The organism is Psychrobacter sp. H29 (genome assembly GCF_059073055.1).
The window spans coordinates 2,045,579-2,066,352 of sequence record NZ_JCACRY010000001.1; the positions used below are offsets into that span (position 1 = coordinate 2,045,579).

17 protein-coding genes are annotated in these 20,774 nt (G+C 44.6%); 6 read left to right on the top strand and 11 right to left on the bottom strand.

Annotation, left to right across the window (positions count from 1 at the left end):
• The first annotated feature begins 298 nt into the window (after positions 1-298).
• Entirely contained in the window at positions 299-1,279 is a 981-nt protein-coding gene (hslO, locus tag AC5JP1_RS08260) for an Hsp33 family molecular chaperone HslO (RefSeq protein ID WP_493843768.1), read from the top strand.
• Between the two features lie 146 nt (positions 1,280-1,425).
• Entirely contained in the window at positions 1,426-2,313 is an 888-nt protein-coding gene (locus tag AC5JP1_RS08265) for a hypothetical protein (protein ID WP_493843769.1), read from the top strand.
• Between the two features lie 36 nt (positions 2,314-2,349).
• Here the strand turns inward: AC5JP1_RS08265 and AC5JP1_RS08270 are convergent, their stop codons facing one another.
• The 10 genes from AC5JP1_RS08270 to AC5JP1_RS08315 all read right to left on the bottom strand — a co-directional run bounded on the left by AC5JP1_RS08270 (position 2,350) and on the right by AC5JP1_RS08315 (position 14,324).
• Entirely contained in the window at positions 2,350-3,843 is a 1,494-nt protein-coding gene (locus AC5JP1_RS08270; protein ID WP_493843770.1) for an alpha/beta fold hydrolase, read from the bottom strand.
• Between the two features lie 284 nt (positions 3,844-4,127).
• Positions 4,128-6,335, bottom strand: coding sequence for a PhoX family protein (locus tag AC5JP1_RS08275; RefSeq protein WP_493843771.1), 2,208 nt, complete (start codon positions 6,333-6,335; stop codon positions 4,128-4,130).
• Positions 6,336-6,706: 371 nt separating this feature from the next.
• Positions 6,707-7,423 (bottom strand): fumarylacetoacetate hydrolase family protein, encoded by a 717-nt coding sequence (locus AC5JP1_RS08280; RefSeq protein ID WP_493843772.1) that lies wholly within the window; start codon positions 7,421-7,423, stop codon positions 6,707-6,709.
• A gap of 99 nt (positions 7,424-7,522) precedes the next feature.
• The gene (locus tag AC5JP1_RS08285) at positions 7,523-8,248 is read right to left on the bottom strand and encodes an ABC transporter permease (protein WP_319051095.1); all 726 of its coding nucleotides are present in this window, start codon (positions 8,246-8,248) and stop codon (positions 7,523-7,525) included.
• Between the two features lie 12 nt (positions 8,249-8,260).
• Positions 8,261-8,995, bottom strand: a complete 735-nt coding sequence (locus AC5JP1_RS08290) for an ABC transporter permease (RefSeq protein WP_114701215.1) — start codon at positions 8,993-8,995, stop codon at positions 8,261-8,263.
• A 634-nt stretch (positions 8,996-9,629) separates the two neighbouring features.
• The gene (locus tag AC5JP1_RS08295; RefSeq protein WP_493844457.1) at positions 9,630-10,511 is read right to left on the bottom strand and encodes an ABC transporter substrate-binding protein; all 882 of its coding nucleotides are present in this window, start codon (positions 10,509-10,511) and stop codon (positions 9,630-9,632) included.
• Positions 10,512-10,690: 179 nt separating this feature from the next.
• Positions 10,691-11,509, bottom strand: coding sequence for a transporter substrate-binding domain-containing protein (locus tag AC5JP1_RS08300; protein WP_493843773.1), 819 nt, complete (start codon positions 11,507-11,509; stop codon positions 10,691-10,693).
• 138 nt (positions 11,510-11,647) lie between these two features.
• Entirely contained in the window at positions 11,648-12,448 is an 801-nt protein-coding gene (locus AC5JP1_RS08305; protein WP_443525381.1) for a transporter substrate-binding domain-containing protein, read from the bottom strand.
• Between the two features lie 375 nt (positions 12,449-12,823).
• Complete coding sequence (locus AC5JP1_RS08310; RefSeq protein ID WP_319051097.1) at positions 12,824-13,621, bottom strand: ABC transporter ATP-binding protein; 798 nt, start codon at positions 13,619-13,621, stop codon at positions 12,824-12,826.
• 403 nt (positions 13,622-14,024) lie between these two features.
• Positions 14,025-14,324 (bottom strand): hypothetical protein, encoded by a 300-nt coding sequence (locus AC5JP1_RS08315; RefSeq protein ID WP_493843774.1) that lies wholly within the window; start codon positions 14,322-14,324, stop codon positions 14,025-14,027.
• 420 nt (positions 14,325-14,744) lie between these two features.
• On the opposite strand from AC5JP1_RS08315, the gene AC5JP1_RS08320 reads away from it, so the two are divergent.
• From AC5JP1_RS08320 to gltS, 4 genes are all read left to right on the top strand, one after another.
• On the top strand, positions 14,745-16,046 hold the full coding sequence (locus AC5JP1_RS08320; RefSeq protein ID WP_493843775.1) for a glutamate-5-semialdehyde dehydrogenase: 1,302 nt from the start codon (positions 14,745-14,747) through the stop codon (positions 16,044-16,046).
• Between the two features lie 181 nt (positions 16,047-16,227).
• Positions 16,228-17,028, top strand: a complete 801-nt coding sequence (locus AC5JP1_RS08325) for a ribonuclease domain-containing protein (protein ID WP_493843776.1) — start codon at positions 16,228-16,230, stop codon at positions 17,026-17,028.
• 58 nt (positions 17,029-17,086) lie between these two features.
• Positions 17,087-17,521, top strand: a complete 435-nt coding sequence (locus tag AC5JP1_RS08330) for a barstar family protein (protein WP_493843777.1) — start codon at positions 17,087-17,089, stop codon at positions 17,519-17,521.
• Positions 17,522-17,651: 130 nt separating this feature from the next.
• Complete coding sequence (gene gltS / locus AC5JP1_RS08335) at positions 17,652-18,926, top strand: sodium/glutamate symporter (RefSeq protein ID WP_443525370.1); 1,275 nt, start codon at positions 17,652-17,654, stop codon at positions 18,924-18,926.
• A gap of 134 nt (positions 18,927-19,060) precedes the next feature.
• Here gltS and AC5JP1_RS08340 read toward each other — a convergent pair whose 3' ends face one another.
• Positions 19,061-20,596 carry an alanine/glycine:cation symporter family protein gene (locus tag AC5JP1_RS08340; protein WP_493843778.1) on the bottom strand — a complete coding sequence of 512 codons (1,536 nt, stop codon included), beginning with the start codon at positions 20,594-20,596 and terminating at the stop codon, positions 19,061-19,063.
• Positions 20,597-20,774 lie beyond the last annotated feature (178 nt).

Below are 20,774 nucleotides of genomic sequence, written 5' to 3' on the forward strand. Positions count from 1 at the left end.
TACTGTACAACAAAATTGCACTCGATGGTGAATTTTTTTCGAGAGAATCTATATCTACATAGATATCTATACTTTGGTTAAATGCCAGTGATTTACTGCTGCTATAAGGTTATAAACTCGAACCAATAAAGGCTATATAGGCTGTGATCAATAAAAACTTGTATAGATATGGCCTTATCCTTTAGACCGCTTATTAGCTTTTACTATTTGAGCAAGCTACAACAGTATGATAAATACAATTGATAAATCGGCAGCAATCCCCATAAAGCAAACAACTTCCTTATACTACAAATGACTTATGACACAAGATATCCAAGTCCCAAATACGGACAGCCAAACTACTGACACTCATGGTAGTAACGACATTCGCCAACGTTTCTTTATTGAAGACTCTCCAGTGCGCGGCGACGTCGTGCGCCTATCACGCAGCTATGCGAGCACCATTGCTCAAAAGCCCTATCCTGAAGCCATCAAACGCTTGTTGGGTGAAATGTTGACCGCAGCGAGTTTGCTCATCAGTACGGTCAAAATCAACGGTCGCTTATCTATTCAATTGCAGTCGTCAGACAGTGATAGTCTACTGAACTGGGCAATGGCAGAATGCGATCAAGACGGTATCATCCGTGCGCTTGCCAGCTGGAAAGGTGAGACAGATGAGCAAATACAAGCATGGGACAACATGACTCATGCCAAAGACGCCTTTGCTGAGTTGGGCGCGATGGGGCAAGGCGTCTTGTTTATTAATATCCAACCTGATGGCGGTGAGCCGTACCAAGGTATCGTTGAGCGTAGCCATGATAACCTAGCGGACTGCTTGGCACATTATCAAAAGCAATCGGCACAGATTCCGACATTGATTAACTTGGCATCTGATGGCCTACAAGCGGGTGGTATATTGGTACAGATGCTACCGCGTACTGCTGAAGAAACATCTGAAGTTGAGCAAAACCAAGATGCCGGTATCGATGATGACTTATGGACTCGTCTGAGCGTGCTGACGCGTACGGTTAAGGCGGAAGAGTTGACGACGCTGGATGCCAATGAGATACTCTATCGCTTATATCATGAAGAAAACATCGTCGCGCCTGAGCCTGCTCCCCTAGCCTTTGGGTGTACCTGCTCACGCGAAAAATGCGAGATGGCAATCGAGCAAATCGGTGAGGCAGAAGCGTTAGATATTATCGATGAGCAAGGCGGGACGTTTGAGATGGATTGCGGATTCTGCGGTGAAATCTATACCTTCAATAAAGATGATGTAGCAGCAATATTTGCTGAGTAAGTTTTCTTACTTACTATAAATCAGTATCTATAAAAAACCCCTCAAGCATCATGCTTGAGGGTTTTTGTTTGGAAAAATGCTATCATGCAAAAATATTTTTATTAGAACATTCTATTCATTTTAGATAAATATGGATTGGACCAGAAATGAGGCATGCTGAACTATTAGAGAGTGACAAGAATATTAGTTTTCCAAGGAGAACAATGTGGATAAGCTTTTCAATTCTTTTAGCTATAGTAGTTGTAATATATTTTTGGTTTAGCGTCAGCGAAACTAACGATTGGTCTAATATATCACTAGGTGATATTGGTGCAGTTTTTTCTGGGACTTTTACAGCACTGGCTTGGTATTGGTTCATTGAAGCTTACTTACTACAGAGCAAAGAGTTAGCCTTGCAACGTAGAACTTTAGAAACTCAAGTTGAAGAACTAAAGCATTCTGTGAGTGCACAACAAGGTTCTGAGCAGGCTCTTCATATCCAGTCAAACGCTCTTACAAGGCAGTTATCAATCACTGAAAAGCAATTCACTGACTATCAAGAAGAGAAAAAGAGAAGTGTTCCTAATTTTATATTAACAGATACCCCATATCATATAGTTCAAGCATATGATGAAAAAGCTGATTCTAGTTATCAAAATGAAGATTTTCTAAAACTATCGCCCATTACAAATCTGAATAACATAACTTTTAATTGTTATATTGCATTCAAGAATATTGGCGCTGAGTGTAAAATAAGCCATATCAATATTAGCGATCTTAGCACTTCCAATAGTAGTATAGACTTCGATCATAAGCTGTTTTTTAATATAGACTCTAACAAAGATACTATTGTTCATATTAATATTAATTTGAACATACTAGCTAAAGACTCATCAACGTTAGAAATTGGAGATTTATATATACTTTACCGCAAACCTGAGATGGTTTTTAGTCTAGAACTATTTTATAGTCAGGACAAACTATCATCTTCTGATAGTTATAGACTATCTATAGACGAACAGAAATATAGCCTAACTAAAAATAATATAGATTAATTTACTCCAATATAAAGTATAGTTTGAGAATTTTTACTACACCGCTACAGCCAAGCTTCTAGGATAAGAATGTATGCGTGGACGTCCGGCATAGTCACTTCGACCGTTGTCGAACAGCCATTCAACGACTTGCTTACGCACCCGTCTACTATGAATTAAGTTCATATGGTTCACACCATAAAATATCGCTTTGTGACCATCTGGCACAAACAAAGCATGCTCAGCATCATCCTCTCCCAGCGCTGATGCCACTGATACCAGACTATCACCTAGCAGATCGGTCACCTTAGAGTCATAATGCGTCTCAAGCAAAGCACTAGCGACAAAGTAGGTTTTAATCCCACTTGGCAGACGCGCAGGATGGCGGAAATCTTGTGGCAATACACTGCGTCCCTCTAATGCCTGCCAGTCAGCATCACGAATACTGCCGTGACGTAAATCAATGATACCAGCACTACGCATGTCACCGAGTTTGGCAAGTGAGCCTGCAAATGGCAGCTTGGCAATGATGTCTTGTACATAATTACCGATACGCTCAAGCACTGCTCCATGATGCGGGGAGCCTAGGGTGATGAGATTACCCACGCGCTTTATCCAGTCTAGGCGCTCTTGCTCGCCATAAAACAGCGCACTACGGGAGACCAATCCACCCATACTGTGACCAACCAAGTCTATCTGACTGATATCTGGATTACCATCGACCAAGTCCTGTAGTAGCTGAGAGAACTTATGACCGCTACGTGAGATACGTCGCCCTGTATTATAGTCTAAGTACAGCACGGTGGTATCAGGCTGACTGACATGGACCGCATCGCCTAGGTTGTTATTTTCTTGTGCGTGCCAGCTCAAATGGCTCATACATAACCCATGGCAAAAAATAACGATACGTCCGGATAGCACCTCTTCTTGGGGGCTACCACTTTTGTTGTATAACATCATCGGAACAGCGAGTGCGTTTTGATTGTTGACCAAATGATCGCCCATGACGCCGTTGATGACATTGACCAGCTTTTTTAATGAGTCAGGCAATGGCTGAGCCGTTTTTTGGACGATGAAGTTTTTGTATATTCGTAGGATAGAGGCCAGATTATTACCGACCATTAGCATGATGTGGCGTATCGTGCCATAAATGCGTCCAGTAAAACCACGCTGCCACTTATTTAGATGTTTATCATTGAATCGACCCATCGGACGCAAGATAACCTCACGGTGGATAGCCTCGACTATTTCAGTGATCTCAACCACACCCATGGTTGCAAGCTGCGCCAATCCTTCAAAAAAGTCCGCCAAAGAGACAGGTTTTTTGACGGCTTCGTTGCCGTCGTCTGTGTCTGCTAATAACTTGACCAGCTCATCCATGTCGATTGCTTCGAGCTGATCTATCTGCTCATACCAGTCACTATGCAGCGGTACGCTAGCATCTGAGAAAAAATGCGCATCAAGCTCATGGTGATTGCGAGTATAATTGCTATCATTTTGAGCGCTACTGTCACTAACACTAGGGTTATAAAACAAATTTGGGCTGCTCATAATATTGACACATTTAGCGATAAGGATAGTTTTCCATACTATCCTTTAACTGTCGCAAATAGAAGCGAATGATTTGATTTCAGCGTCCATTAGTGACCAAAAGAGAGATATAGATGATAAACGGTGGCTTTGTCATCATAAAAGCGTTATTCAGCATATACACCCAAACAAAAATCCCAAGCCATGACTTGGGATTTTTTATATAGTTCTAGTACTTTTGTCTATGCGGTAAACAGTCGTTTATCTGACTGTTCTATCTAGTTGTTTTGCATCACTGTTTTCGCTTATTGCGCCGAGCTATCTGTCTCATCGAATGATTCTGCCAGTATGACATCACCATCATCACGTGTGATCATTACAGTCGCGGAACGAGGAATATTGCCACCAGCCACCGCCCCCCACGTATTGCCTGGATGCTGAATATTAATAAACAAGGTTTTAAAATCTGGTGCCATAGTAATGCCTGTGACTTCACAGCCCTCAGGACCGACAAAGAAGCGTTTGATATTATCGTTGCTAGCGGATGTGCCCACTCGGGTTGACTGCCCTGCTGATGTGGTGGTCATCGATCCATCACTGACCTCACCCGGTAGCGCGGCCAGCAACATACAGCTACTGGTGTCAGTATAAGCGCCATCATCTGTCTGAATCCATAAGACGCCGCGTGGATCAAAATACAAGCCATCAGGTGAAGAAAAATCGTTGTTGTCATTTAGCCCAGATAAGTTCTCCGCTGAAAGATCATTTGGCGCACCAAACAGATAGATATCCCACTCAAAGCTCGTTGCAGCATGATCGCCACCTGCTTCTGCCCAGCGAATGATATGACCATTGTCGTTGCCATCATTATTATAACTGCGAGGATTGGATGCTGAGACAGGTTGATCATCGCGCACACCGCGATATTTGTTATTGGTCAATGTCACATAGACATCGCCTGTCATCGGACTGACCGATACCCATTCAGGTCGATCCATCTTAGTAGCGTTCAGCGCGTCAGCAGCAGCGCGAGCAAATACGAGCACCTCATCTTGTCCGTTAAACGGTAATACGCTGTTAGACGCATCTAAACCGTTTTGACCATGAACGAGGGCTTTCCATTCGCCGCTACCGTCTTCATTGAAGATCGCAACGTATAGTGTGCCGTCATTGAGATACTTATCACCTGCGGTTAGTCCGCCACCTATATCTGAGTTTGACCAGACTGCTGTAGATACAAACTTATAGATGTACTCGCCGCGCGCATCATCACCCATATAGAACACCACTGGCTTGCCTTGCTCTACAGGGGCATAGGCACAGTTTTCGTGAGCGAAACGGCCTAGGGCAGTACGTTTTTGCGGTACAGAGTTTTGGTCAAATGGGTCGATTTCGGTAATATAACCAAACGTATTAAAACCATAGCGATAGTCCTCAGCGGCGCTGGCACCGACGGCCGTCATATCCCAGCGTGAGAACTCGTCTGTTATCTTAGCGTCATTTGCATCTGGGGTATGCCATAGATACTCCCAGCCTGGGAAGTCCTCTGTCGCACCATAGCGCTCACGGCCGTAATTATCACCAGTACTCAATTGGCTGGCATCTTGTCCACGGGCGAACACTCCCAAAAAGTTCTCTTCGGTAGTCAGATAAGTACCCCACGGTGACAGTCCTGCGCCGCAGTTGTTGTTGATACCGCGCGTCTGAAAGCCTGTTGGATCAAACTTGGTTTTGACCAGATCAGAGCCTGCTACAGGACCTGCTAATTGCGCAGTCGTACTACTGGTAATACGGCGGTTGTATTTTGAGTTTGCTACCATCTCATAGCCGTTGCCATCCGCACGGCGAGTGAGCTCAACCACCGAGACACCATGACAGTTAACCTCGCGGCGCACGTCGCTTGCAAGACGTCGGTTTTTGAAGATAGGAGCCGCATCACTATCCTGAGTGACATAGTAGCCAAAAGGACTGAGCTCACTGCTGTTGACGTATTCGTGATTCATGACCAATAGGCTATTTTCTGAAGCTTTGGCGTCATAGGCATTGCCTTTTTTGCCAAAGAACCACATCCCGTCGTGGTTATCGCCCATGCGCCACTCAAACGATTCGGCAGACTGTTCGCGGTTGTCTTTCCAATCCTCAATACCCGACATGAGCGGTGTGCCAAGCGGCAAGATCATCTCAGCGGTGTAGCCTGCTGCTACCGTCATAGTATCGGCAGTTGAATGCGCGACTGCCTCAAACTTCAATGTATCCGGACGGCTCAAATCCCCTTGTGCAGGGATAGGGGCGTTATTGTCACTGCCTACAATACTACCGTCGTCATCATCACTACAACCAACCAATGGTAGTGCGCCAAAAAATGCAGCAGCTGTCAATCCTGTGCCACCTTTTAGGATGCTGCGGCGGTTCAATCGACGATTGATAATCGTCTGAAAGTCAGTATTGTTAGTAGGGTTTGAGTCTTCAACTACTTCGTGGGCAAGCGTTCGCTCATTGTTTAATAATGTCATTATCAGTCACCTTGCTATTAGGCTAGATTGGCGGAGAGTGGGTCGCGGCGTTGCAATTACAACCACAAAAATACGAATTCCGCTTAAGTCTACTGATCCTTTATGACAGCACGCTGAACGATAGATGACAAAATAATGACAATTGTCGGCTAGATGACAACTAAGAACAATTGAGCCAATAAGAACCATCAAGCAGATAAAATAGTGTAATAATCAGGCTTAATATAAAGAGCACAAAATATAAAAAGCACAAACGCAAAAAACCCCAAGTGATCGCTTAGGGTTTTTGATATGTACTACTACAAGCTGTAATTGCTAGCCGTTGTTACAAGATATTATTGTAAATAATGGCTTTAGCTATCTTAGCAAGCCTATCGTACTTGCGACGTCCACTCATGAGCGCCCAACGTGAGGGTAAGCTTATCCCCTGCTTGCAAGACGCCTACGCCACTTGGTGTACCAGTCATGATCACATCACCTGCTTGCAAATTAAAGGCATGACTGATATTGACCAGTAACTCATAGACGGGAAACAGCATCAAAGCACTATCACCATCTTGAGTTAATTTATCATTGATAGTCAGCTGGTACTGTACGTTTTGAAGATTGCCAAACGCTTGTGGGTCAAGCCAATCAGCAAGCACGCATGCCCCATCAAAACATTTGGCGCGCTCCCACGGATGACCTTTTTCTTTTAACTTGCTTTGCAAATCACGCAAGGTCAAATCCAGCCCTAACGTCACCCCGCCGATTGCTTGCTGCGCCTGCTCAATCGTCGCCATGGACAAATCAGCGGATAGCTGAATGCATAGCTCAGCTTCATAATGCGTCTCGCCAAACTGCTCTGGATTGGGTCGGATCACATCGCTACGCATAGAAATCACCGAAGACGCTGGCTTCATAAATAGTATTGGCGATGACGGCACTTCATTGCCTAGCTCTGCAGCATGCGCCGCATAATTACGACCCACACAGACCACTTTACCAATAGTAGCGCGTAGACTGTCGTTATAATTATTAACGCTTTGATCTTGGTTGACACTCGCTGCGATAGCATTGGCTAACGACACATGTGGCGATTGGCTCATACTAGACTCTCCCTGTAAATGATGAATACTTACCAGCACTCCATACTGTTTTGTCTACTGTCACCTTGACGATTTTGATGATCGGCTGCTAACTGCTAACTATGGAATCGTATTGGTCACCACATCTGGCGGCACATAACTGGTATGACGATTCATGCGTTTTTCAAACAATCTAAAGCTAAATAAGATCACCCAAGACAACAGTAAATAAACGATACCCGCCGCAAAGAATAGCTCCATCAAGGTATAAGTACGCGCACTAATCGTACGAGCGACACCCGTGATATCCATCAAAGCGATGGTCGAAGCCAGCGCACTACCTTTTAGCATAAAGATAACTTCGTTACTGTAAGCAGGTATCACGATACCAAACGCACGCGGCAGTGTAACCCGTGTAAGCTTCTGCCATTTTGACATACCAAGCGCATCAGCGGCTTCAAGCTCTCCAACTGGTATCGTCTGAATCGCACCGCGTATAATCTCTGCGAGGTATGCACTGGTATTGAGGGTAAAGGCGATGATAGCACACCAGTATGCTTGGCTAAGTACCGGCTCCCATAAAAACGACTCACGCACCGCCTCGAACTGACCCAAACCATAATAAATCAGGAATATCTGTACCAGTAGCGGCGTACCACGAAAGAAGAAGATATATAAAAACGGAAGTATCTGTACGAGCCAGTTTTTCGACAGTCGTAGCAGCGCTAAAACCAAGCCGAAGAGCAACCCAATAATACCTGAGATCACAACCAGCTGTACGGTCAATACCGCGCCGCCTAGTAAATCAGGGATATGATCAAAAATGACCTGCCAATTCCAATCCATAGTATCTCTCCTCTATCCTATGGTCGATTGACTGTGAGTTGATTGACGGCTTATCTTTTTGGCATAGCGTGCCGCAGGATTGGCGCGCCATTCAAGCCACATCATAAAGCCAGTAATCAACATGGTCAGACCCAAATAAATAATCGCGGCGGCCATATAAAAGGTAAATGGCTGCTGTGTTGACTGCGCTGCTCGTGAAGACTGATACATAATGTCCTTGAGACCCACGACCGATACCAATGCCGTATCTTTGAGCAATACCAAAAACAAATTCCCCAGACCAGGCAGTGCAATCTGCCATACCTGCGGCAACGTAATACGATAAAACGTCTGAAAAGGACGCATACCAATCGCTTGCGCCGCTTCGCGCTGACCTACCGGAATCTCTTGGATGGACATGCGAAAAATCTCAGTCGCATAGGCACCAAAAGCAATAGACAGTGCCATGACACCACCCCAAAAAGCACTGATCTCGACATAGTCGTTATAGCCGAACTTTTTAAGGATGCTCATCAACAATATAGAGCCGCCATAATAAATAAAGAGCACCAATAACAGCTCAGGAATACCGCGCATCGTCGCAGTATAGACAGTCGCAAGCTTACGCAGTAACCAGATGTTGGACATCTTTGCAGTTGCGCCAAGCAAGCCTAAGCCCAGACCAATAATTAAACTGGTCACGGCAAGCTGTATGGTGACGGTAGCGCCGCTTAATAAAAGCGCGCCAAATCCTTGTAAGTCAAACACGATTATCCACTCAGTCTCTTTATATTAGCAATTAGGGCATGTCTTCAGTTCAATCGATAGACATATAAATGGTTTAAAAACGGCTAAATTTTGCCAAACGGCGTCAAATGGCTGACTAATATCTCGATATTATTTGCGCTATTTTCCTTGTTTGACTGCAATTTATCTCATTTTTATTACCATTTTTAAAATGAAGACACGCCCTAGCAAAATATGAGTTAAAAGAATCAGCATCAATAGCTGAACGCGGCTAATCACCGTATTTTATACCAAATCAATAGGGATGGTCGGCGTCAAAAAACGACGTCAGAAGAATACGATTAGCGCTACGATAATTGACACGGTAGAAATGAGCGCTGATTTTATCATATTCACTCGCCGTGATGTTAATACTGACGCGTAAAAGCTGTGCCTAAACCGTACCTAAACAGACACTTGGACTGATAACTAGAAAAAAGACTGACTAAATTTGAGTAAAACGGATGGGGAATAACGATGATCATGCTATGATTATAGAGTACGTTTATGGATTAAGGAAAAAGGACATCGCCATGACAGCGATATCCTTTTGTGAATCAAAACAGTAATTTTTGATCAGTAATTTTGAATCAGTATTTTTTATTGCTATTAGACATCAGCTAGCGTCTGCTACCGCTGGCTGTTCAGTAGCTTCTGTGCTGACCGTGCTCGTCTCAGCTGCTGATACCGCAAAGTACTTCTCATTGATTGTATCGTATGTACCATTAGCCTTGATATTGGCTAGAGACTGATTGATTTTTGCCTGTAGCGGATCGCCTGGACGTACCGCTATAGCAAAGTTATCATTGATATCAATCTCATCACCTTTTAGCGCGTATTTGCTACCAGCAGGTGAGCTAAGCCACTCTATCGCTGGTAGCTTATCGGAGATCATGGCATCAACACGGTTCGACCCAAGATCCAAAAATGCATTGCTCAGCGTATCATAAAGCTTCATCTCAGCTTGTGGGTAGGTGTCTTCAAACCACTGTGATGAGATAGTCGAGCGCTGTGCGGCAATCGAATTAGAGTCGATATCGCTAGGATTGCTGGGGTCGAAGCTACTGTCTTTTTCGGCCAAAAAAACCAAGGCATTACTGAAGTACGGATCGGTAAAACTGACCTGCTCTGCGCGCTCTGGTGTGACCGACATCGCCGCCACAATCGCATCATACTTGCCTGCTTTCAGACCAGGGATAATACCGTCCCAGTCTTGCGCCACAATCTCACAAGTCACCTGCATATCGGCACAGAGTGCCTCTGCTATCTCCACATCAAAACCGCCAAGTGTCCCATCCGCATTGGTATAGTTGAAAGGCGCATACGCCCCTTCAGTCCCGATACGTAATACGTCCTCTTTCGTGACTACCGCTGTATCGGTAGCCTCTGGATTGGTATCGCCTGCATTGTCTTGACCGTTGCTACAACCAGAGACTGCAAAAACAGTCGCTAGTGCAAACAACGGCACAGATAGACGACTGGTCGTTATGGTACTCATAACAGGTTTGTCAATCGTGGCACAGGCTGGGGCACAATGGTCGCTCATGATCATCCTTGGGTTTTCTTAGTTAAACAACATCCTTTTGAGGAACAAGAATTCGCTCGCTAGACGTCCTTTTAGGCAGTTGCCGCCTCGTCGGCGACCACTACCTCTTCGACATTATCTGTGACGACTACTTATTGTGCAGCAGCGGTCGAGCTGGTACCAAAGTAGCTGCCAGTGATTTGGTCATAAGTGCCATTGTCTCTTAGCTCAGCCAATGCCGCATTGAATTTTGCAGCCAATGGATCGCCTTTACGGAATGCAATACCCATCGCATCATCGTCACTGCTGATCTCTTGACCTTTGATTTCGTAATCTTTGCCGGCTTCGGTTTTTAGCCAATCAGTGCCAGTGACTTTGTCAGACATCATACCGCGTACTCGGCCTGACGTTAGGTCTAGGTACGCATTGTCTTGCGTGTCATAAAGTTTGATGTCAGCATCTGCATGCTCGTCTTGTAGATACTGTGAGGAGACCGTCGAGCGCTGTGACGCAATTGGCTGACCTGCTAGCGCATCGACACTGAGGTCATCGCCTTTTTTGCCAATTAGGATGATGCCGCTATAGAAGTACGGGTCACTAAAATCAACCACTTCTTGACGCTCAGGGGTGATCGACATACCAGCGATGGCCGCATCAAACTTCTGTGCGTTCAATCCTGGAATCAACCCATCCCAATCTTGTGAGATCACTTCACACTCAGCTTTCATCTGTGCACACAATGCGTCAACCAGTTCAATCTCATAACCGATTAGCTTGCCATCAGCGTCTGTGTAACTAAAAGGCTTATAGCTTGATTCTGTGGCAATCTTGATGTTTAGAGGTGCTTCGGTAGCGGTATCAGCTTCAGCGCTCTCCTCTGGTGCTGCGCTGTTGTTACAACCTGCCAACATTAGCATTGCTGCGCTAAGCGGCGCCAGCCACAATGCTTTTTTGCTCATTGAAATTGTCATATCTTTTATTCCTTAATATATTTACCAGCCGTATCATCACTTATTACTGACTACTTTGTACTCAACTGTTTCTGCAATACTGAACCGTTTTTTACTTATCAGCATCGCTTGTTTTGAGTACAAACATTCAGGAAAACATTATTGACCAAAGTTCTTTTGCTCAAGGCGTGCAAGCTCACCGTTACTACGGATTTCGCTCAATGCTTTATCAAACTCTGCTTTGAGGCCATCCCCTTTACGCACAGCAATCGCAATGTTGTCATCGTTATCAATTTCATCACCAACAATACCAAAGCCTTCTGTATTGTCTGCTAACCATGATTTGGCAGAGACTTTTTCGGCCAATACCGCATCGCTACGACCAGACTTTAGATCTAGGTAAGCATTATCATAGTTGTCATACAATTGAACCGTGTTGCCCTCTTTGCCTTCGTAGTTATCCTGTAGATAAGCCCCTGGCGTGGTAGAGCGCTGTCCACCTAGTGTGACATTGTTGATCGCCATCGGATCAAAACTGCCATCGTTGTTGGTTAGCCATACCATCGTGTTGGCAAAGTACGGCTCAGTGAAATCGACTTTTTCTTGACGTTCAGCAGTGATAGACATCCCTGCGACAACCGCATCATATTTCTGTGCCAATAGACCTGGGATAATACCATCCCAATCTTGAGCGACGATTTCACATTCAGCTTGCATCTGATCACATAGCGCGTTTGCGACATCGACATCAAAGCCTGACAAGCTACCATCGGCATTGGTATAGTTGAATGGAGGGTAAGCGCCTTCGGTTGCAATACGAATGGTTTGCCCAGTCGTTTCTGCAGCAGGTGCATCGGCGCTGGCATCAGTTGTTTCGTTGGCAGGTTGGCTACAAGCACTCAGCATCAATGCTGCGGTGACGGTCATTGATGACCACAGTAGGCGAGAATTCGACATCATACATTCCTTAAATTCTGATGGGTTTGACATAGGGTTGTGACAGGATTTTCTGGCTTCAGGTTCTGATATTTGGTTCTCTGACGTCCCTGCCAGACAAGCAATATAGATAGCAGAATGACAGGCAGCCAGCAGCTGTGACTACCTATAAACCTTTTGATAATACCTGAGTAAAATATCAAAAACAAACGTTTTGCATACTCACAGTTATTATCGGGTAATAAAGAGTCAACAATGGTTACGATATAGTGATTTTTGCATTTGGCAAGATTTGGTAGCGATAGAAGTGAATAATGGTAGGGATGTGACTGTAACAGAGTTGGATAAGGGTAAAACCTGATGGCAGTAGGATTCTACTACCATCTGATTTGTGCAGAATTAGTTCGGGCGATGTGATGCCATAAAGTCTTTGACACGCTCAGAGGTAGGGTTGTCAAAGACTTGCTCAGGCGTACCGATCTCTTCGACCACACCTTGGTGCAAGAAGACCACCTTACTGGATACTTCACGGGCAAAACGCATCTCGTGGGTGACGATCAGCATCGTACGACCCTCTTCTGCTAGCTCTCGCATGACAGCAAGTACTTCGTTGACCAGCTCAGGGTCCAATGCCGAGGTTGGCTCATCAAACAACAGCACTTGTGGTTTCATAGCAAGTGCACGGGCAATAGCCACACGCTGGCGCTGACCGCCCGATAAGTTGGCTGGATAAGCATCTTTCTTGTCGAGTAGCCCTACTTTGTCGAGTAGCTGCTCAGCATCACTAATCGCTTGCGCTTTCTTAATCTTGAGCACCTGCGTCGGTCCCTCAATGATGTTTTGCAAAATGGTCTTATGCGGCCACAAGTTAAAGTTTTGGAAGACAAACCCCACGCGCGCGCGCAGACTCTCTAACTGCTTAACGTCTGATGCTTGCAGCTCGCCTGACTTTGCAGGTTTGAGCATCAGCTCTTCATTGCCGATTAGGATGCGACCTTGATTTGGGTTTTCAAGCAAGTTAATGCAGCGCAGTAATGTTGATTTACCTGAGCCTGATGAGCCCAAAATAGAGATGACATCACCATCATAGGCGGTAAGAGATACCCCTTTTAGCACCTCTAGTGAGCCATAGCTTTTATGGATGTCTTGTAAGTCTAGGGCGATAGGCCGAGTCGGGGTTTTTACGGTATCAAGCATGGTTCAGCAGACTTCCAATAAATATGAGTGAAAACACGAATAAAAATAAATAAGAGCTTTATATAATAGTATAGGTATCTATAGCACTATCGTAATAGTCCTATGCCTGAGCAGGCCAAGAGAAAAAATGCCATATTGTCTCTTATTCCACAGCAAAAAGGCAAATCTTGTGTTTAACCAGTCAGTTAGTCGTTACTACTGATTATGGCTACTTTATAAACCGTTGACCTAAAAAAGCCCAGACGGCATTTGTCGCTCTGGGCTTTATTTTATCACTTTCGCGTACTAGACGTGGTTTTATCTTATGCGTCTACACTGCGCCTTTTATACTGAGGCTTTGATCAGCAGCTGATGACAGCGCGTCACCCGTCATATGTAGTATAAAACGGGTACGCTATAACTCTTAGTACGTCGATACATGCTCTGAGTCTTCAGTACCATCGAGCACCTCTGCGTCATCTGCGGTAGCAACCGCCACATCATCGTTTGTCTCAACGACCATGCCGTCATCAGCAGTAGCAACGGCGACGTCGTCAGAGCTGGTTGCTGTAGCATTTTCTTCAACGCTCGTTTGCGCATCAACAGTCGTATCAGCTTGCGTTTCCATAGGGGTCTCATCTTTGCTACACGCACTTAGCGCAAGCGCGCCTGCAACCAATCCGGCCATCAACCAATTTTTATACGTTGCGTTTTTAGTAGCCATGTTCATTCTCCATTATTCATCATTTTATGATTCAGCACTGTCTATTGTTAGCGCTGCTTTGTTAATGCTTACTATACTGATGATGCATCATGGCTACCTTAGTATTTACAGCACAGTTCTGTTAAAGACACGTAAAGTTAGAGTGCAGTATTGATAACCAGCATCTAGCGCAGAGTATGTGATATTGCTCATGGCGCTGTTTAAATAAAGGATGATCAGCACTTTGTAAAGCGGGCGCTGTTCACAAAATCATCTTTACTATCGCCTCAATCTACTCTATTTTAAATAGCATAATGACCTACCGCTATGTAAGTAGGCATTCAAAACTTCTTTTTTTGCCAAATTTTCGCCTTTCTAGGCGCTTTTATTTAGAACCACTTTTATCTATATAAAACCTGTATGACATAAGGAAAATAATTTATGAGTCAAGCAAATACAACAGACATCACAACCTACATGCACTCTGTTGGTAAGCAAGCACGTGCCGCTTCTCGCGCCCTTGCTGCTGCCAATACTGGCGATAAAAACGCAGCGCTAATGGCGATTCATGATGAGTTGGTCAACGCCAAGCAAGATATCTTGTCTGCCAACAAAATCGATATGGACAATGGTCAAAAGAACGACCTTGATAGTGCTCTGCTCGATCGCTTAGAGCTAAATGAAGCGCGCTTTGATGGTATGCTTCAAGGTCTTAAAGACGTGGCTGGTCTACCTGATCCAATCGGCGAAGTCACTGACATGACCTATCAGCCATCAGGCATTCATCTTGGCAAGATGCGCGTACCACTGGGTGTGGTCGGTATGATTTATGAATCACGTCCTAACGTAACATTAGAGGCGGCCTCACTAGCTCTAAAGTCAGGTAACGCGATTATATTGCGCGGTGGTTCTGAAGCGTTTGAATCTAACCAAGCGATTGCGAAATGCATCATCAAAGGCCTCAGTCATACTGATCTCTCTAAGCACAGTGTTCAGGTGTTGCAAACCACCGATCGCGCTGCCGTTGGTGAGTTGATTACGATGACTGACTATGTCGATGTCATTGTGCCACGTGGCGGCAAAGGTCTGATTGCACGTATCAGTAACGACGCTAGAGTACCTGTGATCAAGCATCTAGACGGTAACTGCCATACCTTTATTGATAGCGATGCTGATACAGACACGGCTATCAACGTCAGTGTCAATGCCAAAACCCATCGCTACGGTACTTGTAATACGATGGAGACGTTACTGGTCGATGCAGCAGTTGCAGGCGAGCTACTGCCTAAGATTGCTGAAGCCATCGTGGCTGCCGATGATGCCATGCAACTGCGTCTTGATGACAAATCGCAAGCCATCCTAAACGACAATGCTAAGCTTAACGGTCACTTATCTGCTGCCACCTCTGAGGATTGGGATACTGAGTATCTGGCCCCTATCCTCGCAGTAAAAGTCGTCGCAGGCATTGACGAGGCGATTGAGCATATCAATACGCACGGCAGTCACCATACTGATGTTATCATCACAGATAACTATACTAAGTCACAACGCTTCATCCGCGAAGTGGACTCAGCAAGCGTAATGATCAATGCGTCTAGCCGTTTTGCAGATGGTTTCGAATATGGTCTGGGTGCTGAGATTGGTATCTCAACGGACAAAATCCATGCACGTGGCCCTGTCGGTCTTGAAGGTCTTACTTCACAAAAATGGATCGTCTACGGTCATGGCGAGACTCGTGCGTAATCATACGAGCATTCACTACGCCCATGAGTAACCAAAAACGTCAGCAATTTTGCTGGCGTTTTTCATTTGAATAATAGGTATGCAAATTATAGATATTTAAGTCATAGGTTTTTAAATTATAGACATTCAAATTTTAGACATTTAAATTTTAGACATTTAAATTACAGGGAGCGGTGCAACCATGCAAAGTGGCAAGATTAAACACTGGAATCAGGATAAAGGCTATGGCTTTATCGATGTAGATGACCAAAGTGAAGATGTGTTTTTTCATATTAGTAACGCACGATTGGTAGAGCCTATAACGGTTGGTCAAAGCGTGTATTTCAATAGTACCCGTAATGAAAAAAACCAGTTGCGAGCCACCGAAGTCACACCGTCGTCACTGAGCATTGCACCAGATACTGGGCCAAGTGCGCCCAGTAAAACACCTAGTGATAGCAAGCGACGCAATCATTCAAATCACATTAACCAAAACTCCGTTAATCAAAATCGTAGACAACATAACACTCAATACGGCGGTCAAAACAGCAGTCAAAATAAAAGAAGCCTAGGCTCTACCCTATTTAGCCTCATTGCTATTATCGCCATTGCTGTCTATTTCTTTGGCGATATCAGCTCAACGTTATTTGCTAATAGTGTTGAGTCAACCACCTCGACGCAAACTGCCTCAGATAGTACAAGTCAAATCAGTACTAATAGCTCTGCTGCTAGCATAACGGGTGATGCACAAGTCGATGATACGATTGCGCTTATTCAGCAAGGTGGACCATACCCTTACCCACATAAGGATGGCACGACGTTTTATAATCGTGAAGGCAGACTACCAGCACAGTCACAAGGCTACTACCGCGAATACACCGTACCCACACCTGGCGTCTCACATCGCGGCGCACGTCGTATCGTCACAGGGGGTTATCCACCTACTGTGTATTACTTGACCATTGATCATTACGATAGTTTTCAAAGACTGCAGGTGCCTTAGTGCTAAACAAACAAATACTGAGCAAACAGATATGCAGCATAGATAAGGAACAACGGACATGAAACAAGCAGATATAAAAAAAGCAAATATCGATCAAGAACGTATAAGCCAAGCCATCCACTATATTAACCAAAGCCATGTTGATCAAGACCGTATTAATCAAGGCCACATTAACCAAAACGGTACAGCACTACATGCGGATATTCCTGCGCAGGCTGTTACCATACCAGCGGGTGACATACTGGATAAAACCACGCTATTGACGAGTCTTGCCTGCGCCTGTGAGTTCCCTGATTACTTTTCGTATAACTGGGACAGTGCATGGGACTGCCTGACAGATAGCGATGTGATGCACCTGATGCTTGATTTGACGGGAGCAAAAAGTATAAATACCGAAGACTTCAATATGTTTAAATGCATCATTGAAGATGCCTATCGAGACTTTGGCAAACCACAATTGTGGATCATTGTGCCATCTGCAGATGAGATCTAGTGTTGTTAATAGAGTAATCACCGTTAATCATTCATCATCATAAAAACCTGAATCATAGAAACCTGAATTCGAGATAAAGCCATATTTATCCCGAATTCAGGTTAATTTATTTTATATAAAGGATTAACCTATGGAGATTACCTTAAACGGTTATTACACCCTGATACTCGCGACCTTAGTGCTACTGCTGGGGCGTTTTTTGGTAAAGAGAGTCAAGTTTTTAGAAGACTTCAATATTCCTGAGCCTGTTGCAGGCGGTCTAGTCGCAGCGATTGTTGTCTATGTTCTCAATATGGTTTGGGGATATAGCTTCAACTTTCATCAAGGGTTACAAACTGCCACCATGTTGATGTTTTTTGCCTCTATCGGTCTGAGCGCTGATTTTAGTCGTCTAAAAGCGGGCGGTACACCGCTATTAATCTTCACCATCGTAGTGTCCGTATTTATCGTGCTACAAGATGTCGTTGGTGTGGCTATGGCAAGTGCATTAGGGCTTGATCCACTACTCGGTCTGGTCACAGGCTCTATCGCTCTGACGGGTGGTCACGGTACTGCTGGGGCTTGGGGCATTACCTTAGAAGAGGACTACGGCGTGGTTGGCGCGACCACATTGGGTATCGCCGTTGCGACTTATGGTTTGGTCGCAGGCGGTATCGTCGGTGGTCCCGTGGCGCGTCGTCTGATCAATCGACTTGGCCTAAAGCCCGCGCCTGCTAATCCGAACCCAAGCGATATAGAAAAGGTCGCAGGAAATCAGTCGCTTTATAGCACTAAGCACGATGAGGAGTCGGCAGGTAGTAATAAAGATATCTTTGAGAGACCTGATAGCATGCGCTTTATCACAGCGTCCTCTACTATCGAAACCTTGGCACTATTTGCAGGTGCTTTGGCTTTTGCCGATGTGATGGCCATAGTTGCTGAAGGCACTTGGTTTGAATTGCCGACATTCGTGTGGGCACTGGCAGGCGGCGTGATCATACGTAATGTACTAACCATGGTCTTCAACTTTGATATGTTTGACCGCTCGATTGATGTGCTTGGTAATGCGTCATTGAGCCTGTTTTTGGCGATGGCATTGCTGTCCTTGAAACTATGGCAGTTGACGGATTTGGCAGGTCCTGTATTGATCATATTGGTCGTACAGACCATCATTATGATTATCTATGTTTACCTGATTACCTTTAAGGTCATGGGCAAAGACTATGATGCGGCAGTACTATCAGCAGGACATTGCGGTTTTGGTATGGGGGCGACCCCGACGGCGATCGCCAATATGCAAGCAGTTACGGATCGCTATCTGCCCTCGCCTAAAGCGTTTTTAATCGTGCCGATGGTAGGTGCGTTCTTTGTCGATATCGTCAATGCGACGATACTACAGATATTTACCAAGTTACCGTTTATGTAGGCTAATGCTGTCGTAGATTGAAGCTTGATAGTTGTCTATAAAATCAAGAATGTCAGACATCAAAAGCCCGCCAAAACTCATCTTGGCGGGCTTTTTTAATTATCAAATTATTATAGCGTATTCAATCAAACCCACTATTTATACTTTTTGATTTCACCACTCTTCACACGAGCGACGAAAGAATTCACTTCTTTTTTCACAATTGGCATCAAGAAGTATAGACCGATGATGTTAAAGATCGCCATAGCGAACAGAGCCGCATCTGAGAAATCGATAACAAAGCTAAACTGTACGATAGTACCGATAACAACGAACACTAAGAAGATAAGTTTGTATATCATCTCGCCGCCTTTACCTTCACCGAAGAGGTAAGTCCAAGCTTTTAGACCATAGTATGACCATGAAATCATCGTTGAAAATGCGAACAATAATACCGCAACCGCTAGGAAGTACTGGAAGATAGGCGCCGTTTCCATAAAGGCTGCACGGGTTAGATCCACACCAGTGATCGCTTGCGTTTGCAAGTTTGCAGCAGTGTTCACTCCAGAGATGGTGATAACAAGTGCCGTCATGGTACAGATAACAACTGTATCAATGAAAGGCTCCAACAGCGCGACTAAACCTTCAGTAGCAGGTTCTTTGGTTTTTACCGCCGAGTGAGCAATAGCAGCTGAACCAACACCTGCTTCGTTAGAGAAGGTCGCACGTTTTAAACCTTGAATCAACGCACCAATAAAGCCACCAGCCACGCCAGCACCAGTGAAGGCACCCGTGAAAATCTCACCAAATGCAGCGCCGATGAGATTAAAGTTAGCAACCAGTACGATTACCGCCATAGTAATATACAACAACGCCATGAATGGTACGACTTTTTCGGTAACAGTTGCGATGCGCGGCATACCGCCAATGATAACCATACCAACTAAAAACGCTAAGCCAATACCAAAGAATAGACTATATTCCGTTGGCACGTTAAAAGTAGAGCTGACTACTGCAAAGGCTTGGTTACCCTGGAACATGTTACCAGCACCAAAGGTCGCCAATATACACATGAGTGCAAAGCCAACTGCCAGAAATTTACCTAATCCGCCCATACCACGTTCAGACATACCGCGGCTTAGGTAGTACATAGGACCACCTGATACGACGCCAGATGGTAATACCGTCCGGTATTTGACACCTAGCGTACACTCTACAAACTTAGTCGCCATACCGAATAGGCCGACCATAATCATCCAAAAGGTAGCACCAGGCCCACCAATAGCAAGGGCGGCACCAACACCTGCGATATTACCAAGACCAACGGTACCTGATAAGGCAGTCGCTAAGGCTTGAAAATGGCTGACCTCGCCTTCTTCTTTGGTAGCGGGATTGGGATCAGTATATTTGCCTCTGACAATATCTAGAGACAAACCTATTTGGCGAAATTGAATAAAGCCAAAATAAAAGGTAAAGACTAAGGCGGCAACTAACAACCAACCTACAATGAGTGGGAAGCTAACGTCCCCAAGCGGTACTGAGAAGAAAATAAGATCAACGAACCAGCCAAATATACTGGCCATGAAACTGTCGAGACCTGCCCCAAATGCTGCTAGACCTGATTGCTCTGCTGCTTGGGCAAGAGTAGTGCTAAGTAATAGCATCGTTGCGACTAAAGATTGTTTTTTCATATAAATCCCTTTAGTAAAAATAATATTTATATCGTTACTTAATCAATTACATCGACACTAATACAAAGTGTAATTATTTATTATACTTTGTATTAGTATTATTACTAAACGTTCAATGCTGACTATATACTAATACTCTTGTATAAACAAAAAAAATTTATATGTTTTTCTCGACTAA

Excerpts from the sequence above, each read along its gene's own strand:
- AC5JP1_RS08320 (WP_493843775.1), top strand. The coding sequence starts at position 14,745 with ATGAGTCAAGCAAATACAACAGACATCACAACCTACATGCACTCTGTT.
- AC5JP1_RS08275 (WP_493843771.1), bottom strand. The coding sequence starts at position 6,335 with ATGACATTATTAAACAATGAGCGAACGCTTGCCCACGAAGTAGTTGAA.
- AC5JP1_RS08285 (WP_319051095.1), bottom strand. The coding sequence starts at position 8,248 with ATGGATTGGAATTGGCAGGTCATTTTTGATCATATCCCTGATTTACTA.
- AC5JP1_RS08325 (WP_493843776.1), top strand. The coding sequence starts at position 16,228 with ATGCAAAGTGGCAAGATTAAACACTGGAATCAGGATAAAGGCTATGGC.
- AC5JP1_RS08305 (WP_443525381.1), bottom strand. The coding sequence starts at position 12,448 with ATGATGTCGAATTCTCGCCTACTGTGGTCATCAATGACCGTCACCGCA.
- AC5JP1_RS08300 (WP_493843773.1), bottom strand. The coding sequence starts at position 11,509 with ATGACAATTTCAATGAGCAAAAAAGCATTGTGGCTGGCGCCGCTTAGC.
- AC5JP1_RS08270 (WP_493843770.1), bottom strand. The coding sequence starts at position 3,843 with ATGAGCAGCCCAAATTTGTTTTATAACCCTAGTGTTAGTGACAGTAGC.
- AC5JP1_RS08330 (WP_493843777.1), top strand. The coding sequence starts at position 17,087 with ATGAAACAAGCAGATATAAAAAAAGCAAATATCGATCAAGAACGTATA.
- AC5JP1_RS08315 (WP_493843774.1), bottom strand. The coding sequence starts at position 14,324 with ATGGCTACTAAAAACGCAACGTATAAAAATTGGTTGATGGCCGGATTG.
- gltS (WP_443525370.1), top strand. The coding sequence starts at position 17,652 with ATGGAGATTACCTTAAACGGTTATTACACCCTGATACTCGCGACCTTA.
- AC5JP1_RS08265 (WP_493843769.1), top strand. The coding sequence starts at position 1,426 with ATGAGGCATGCTGAACTATTAGAGAGTGACAAGAATATTAGTTTTCCA.
- AC5JP1_RS08310 (WP_319051097.1), bottom strand. The coding sequence starts at position 13,621 with ATGCTTGATACCGTAAAAACCCCGACTCGGCCTATCGCCCTAGACTTA.
- AC5JP1_RS08340 (WP_493843778.1), bottom strand. The coding sequence starts at position 20,596 with ATGAAAAAACAATCTTTAGTCGCAACGATGCTATTACTTAGCACTACT.
- AC5JP1_RS08280 (WP_493843772.1), bottom strand. The coding sequence starts at position 7,423 with ATGAGCCAATCGCCACATGTGTCGTTAGCCAATGCTATCGCAGCGAGT.
- AC5JP1_RS08295 (WP_493844457.1), bottom strand. The coding sequence starts at position 10,511 with ATGAGTACCATAACGACCAGTCGTCTATCTGTGCCGTTGTTTGCACTA.
- hslO (WP_493843768.1), top strand. The coding sequence starts at position 299 with ATGACACAAGATATCCAAGTCCCAAATACGGACAGCCAAACTACTGAC.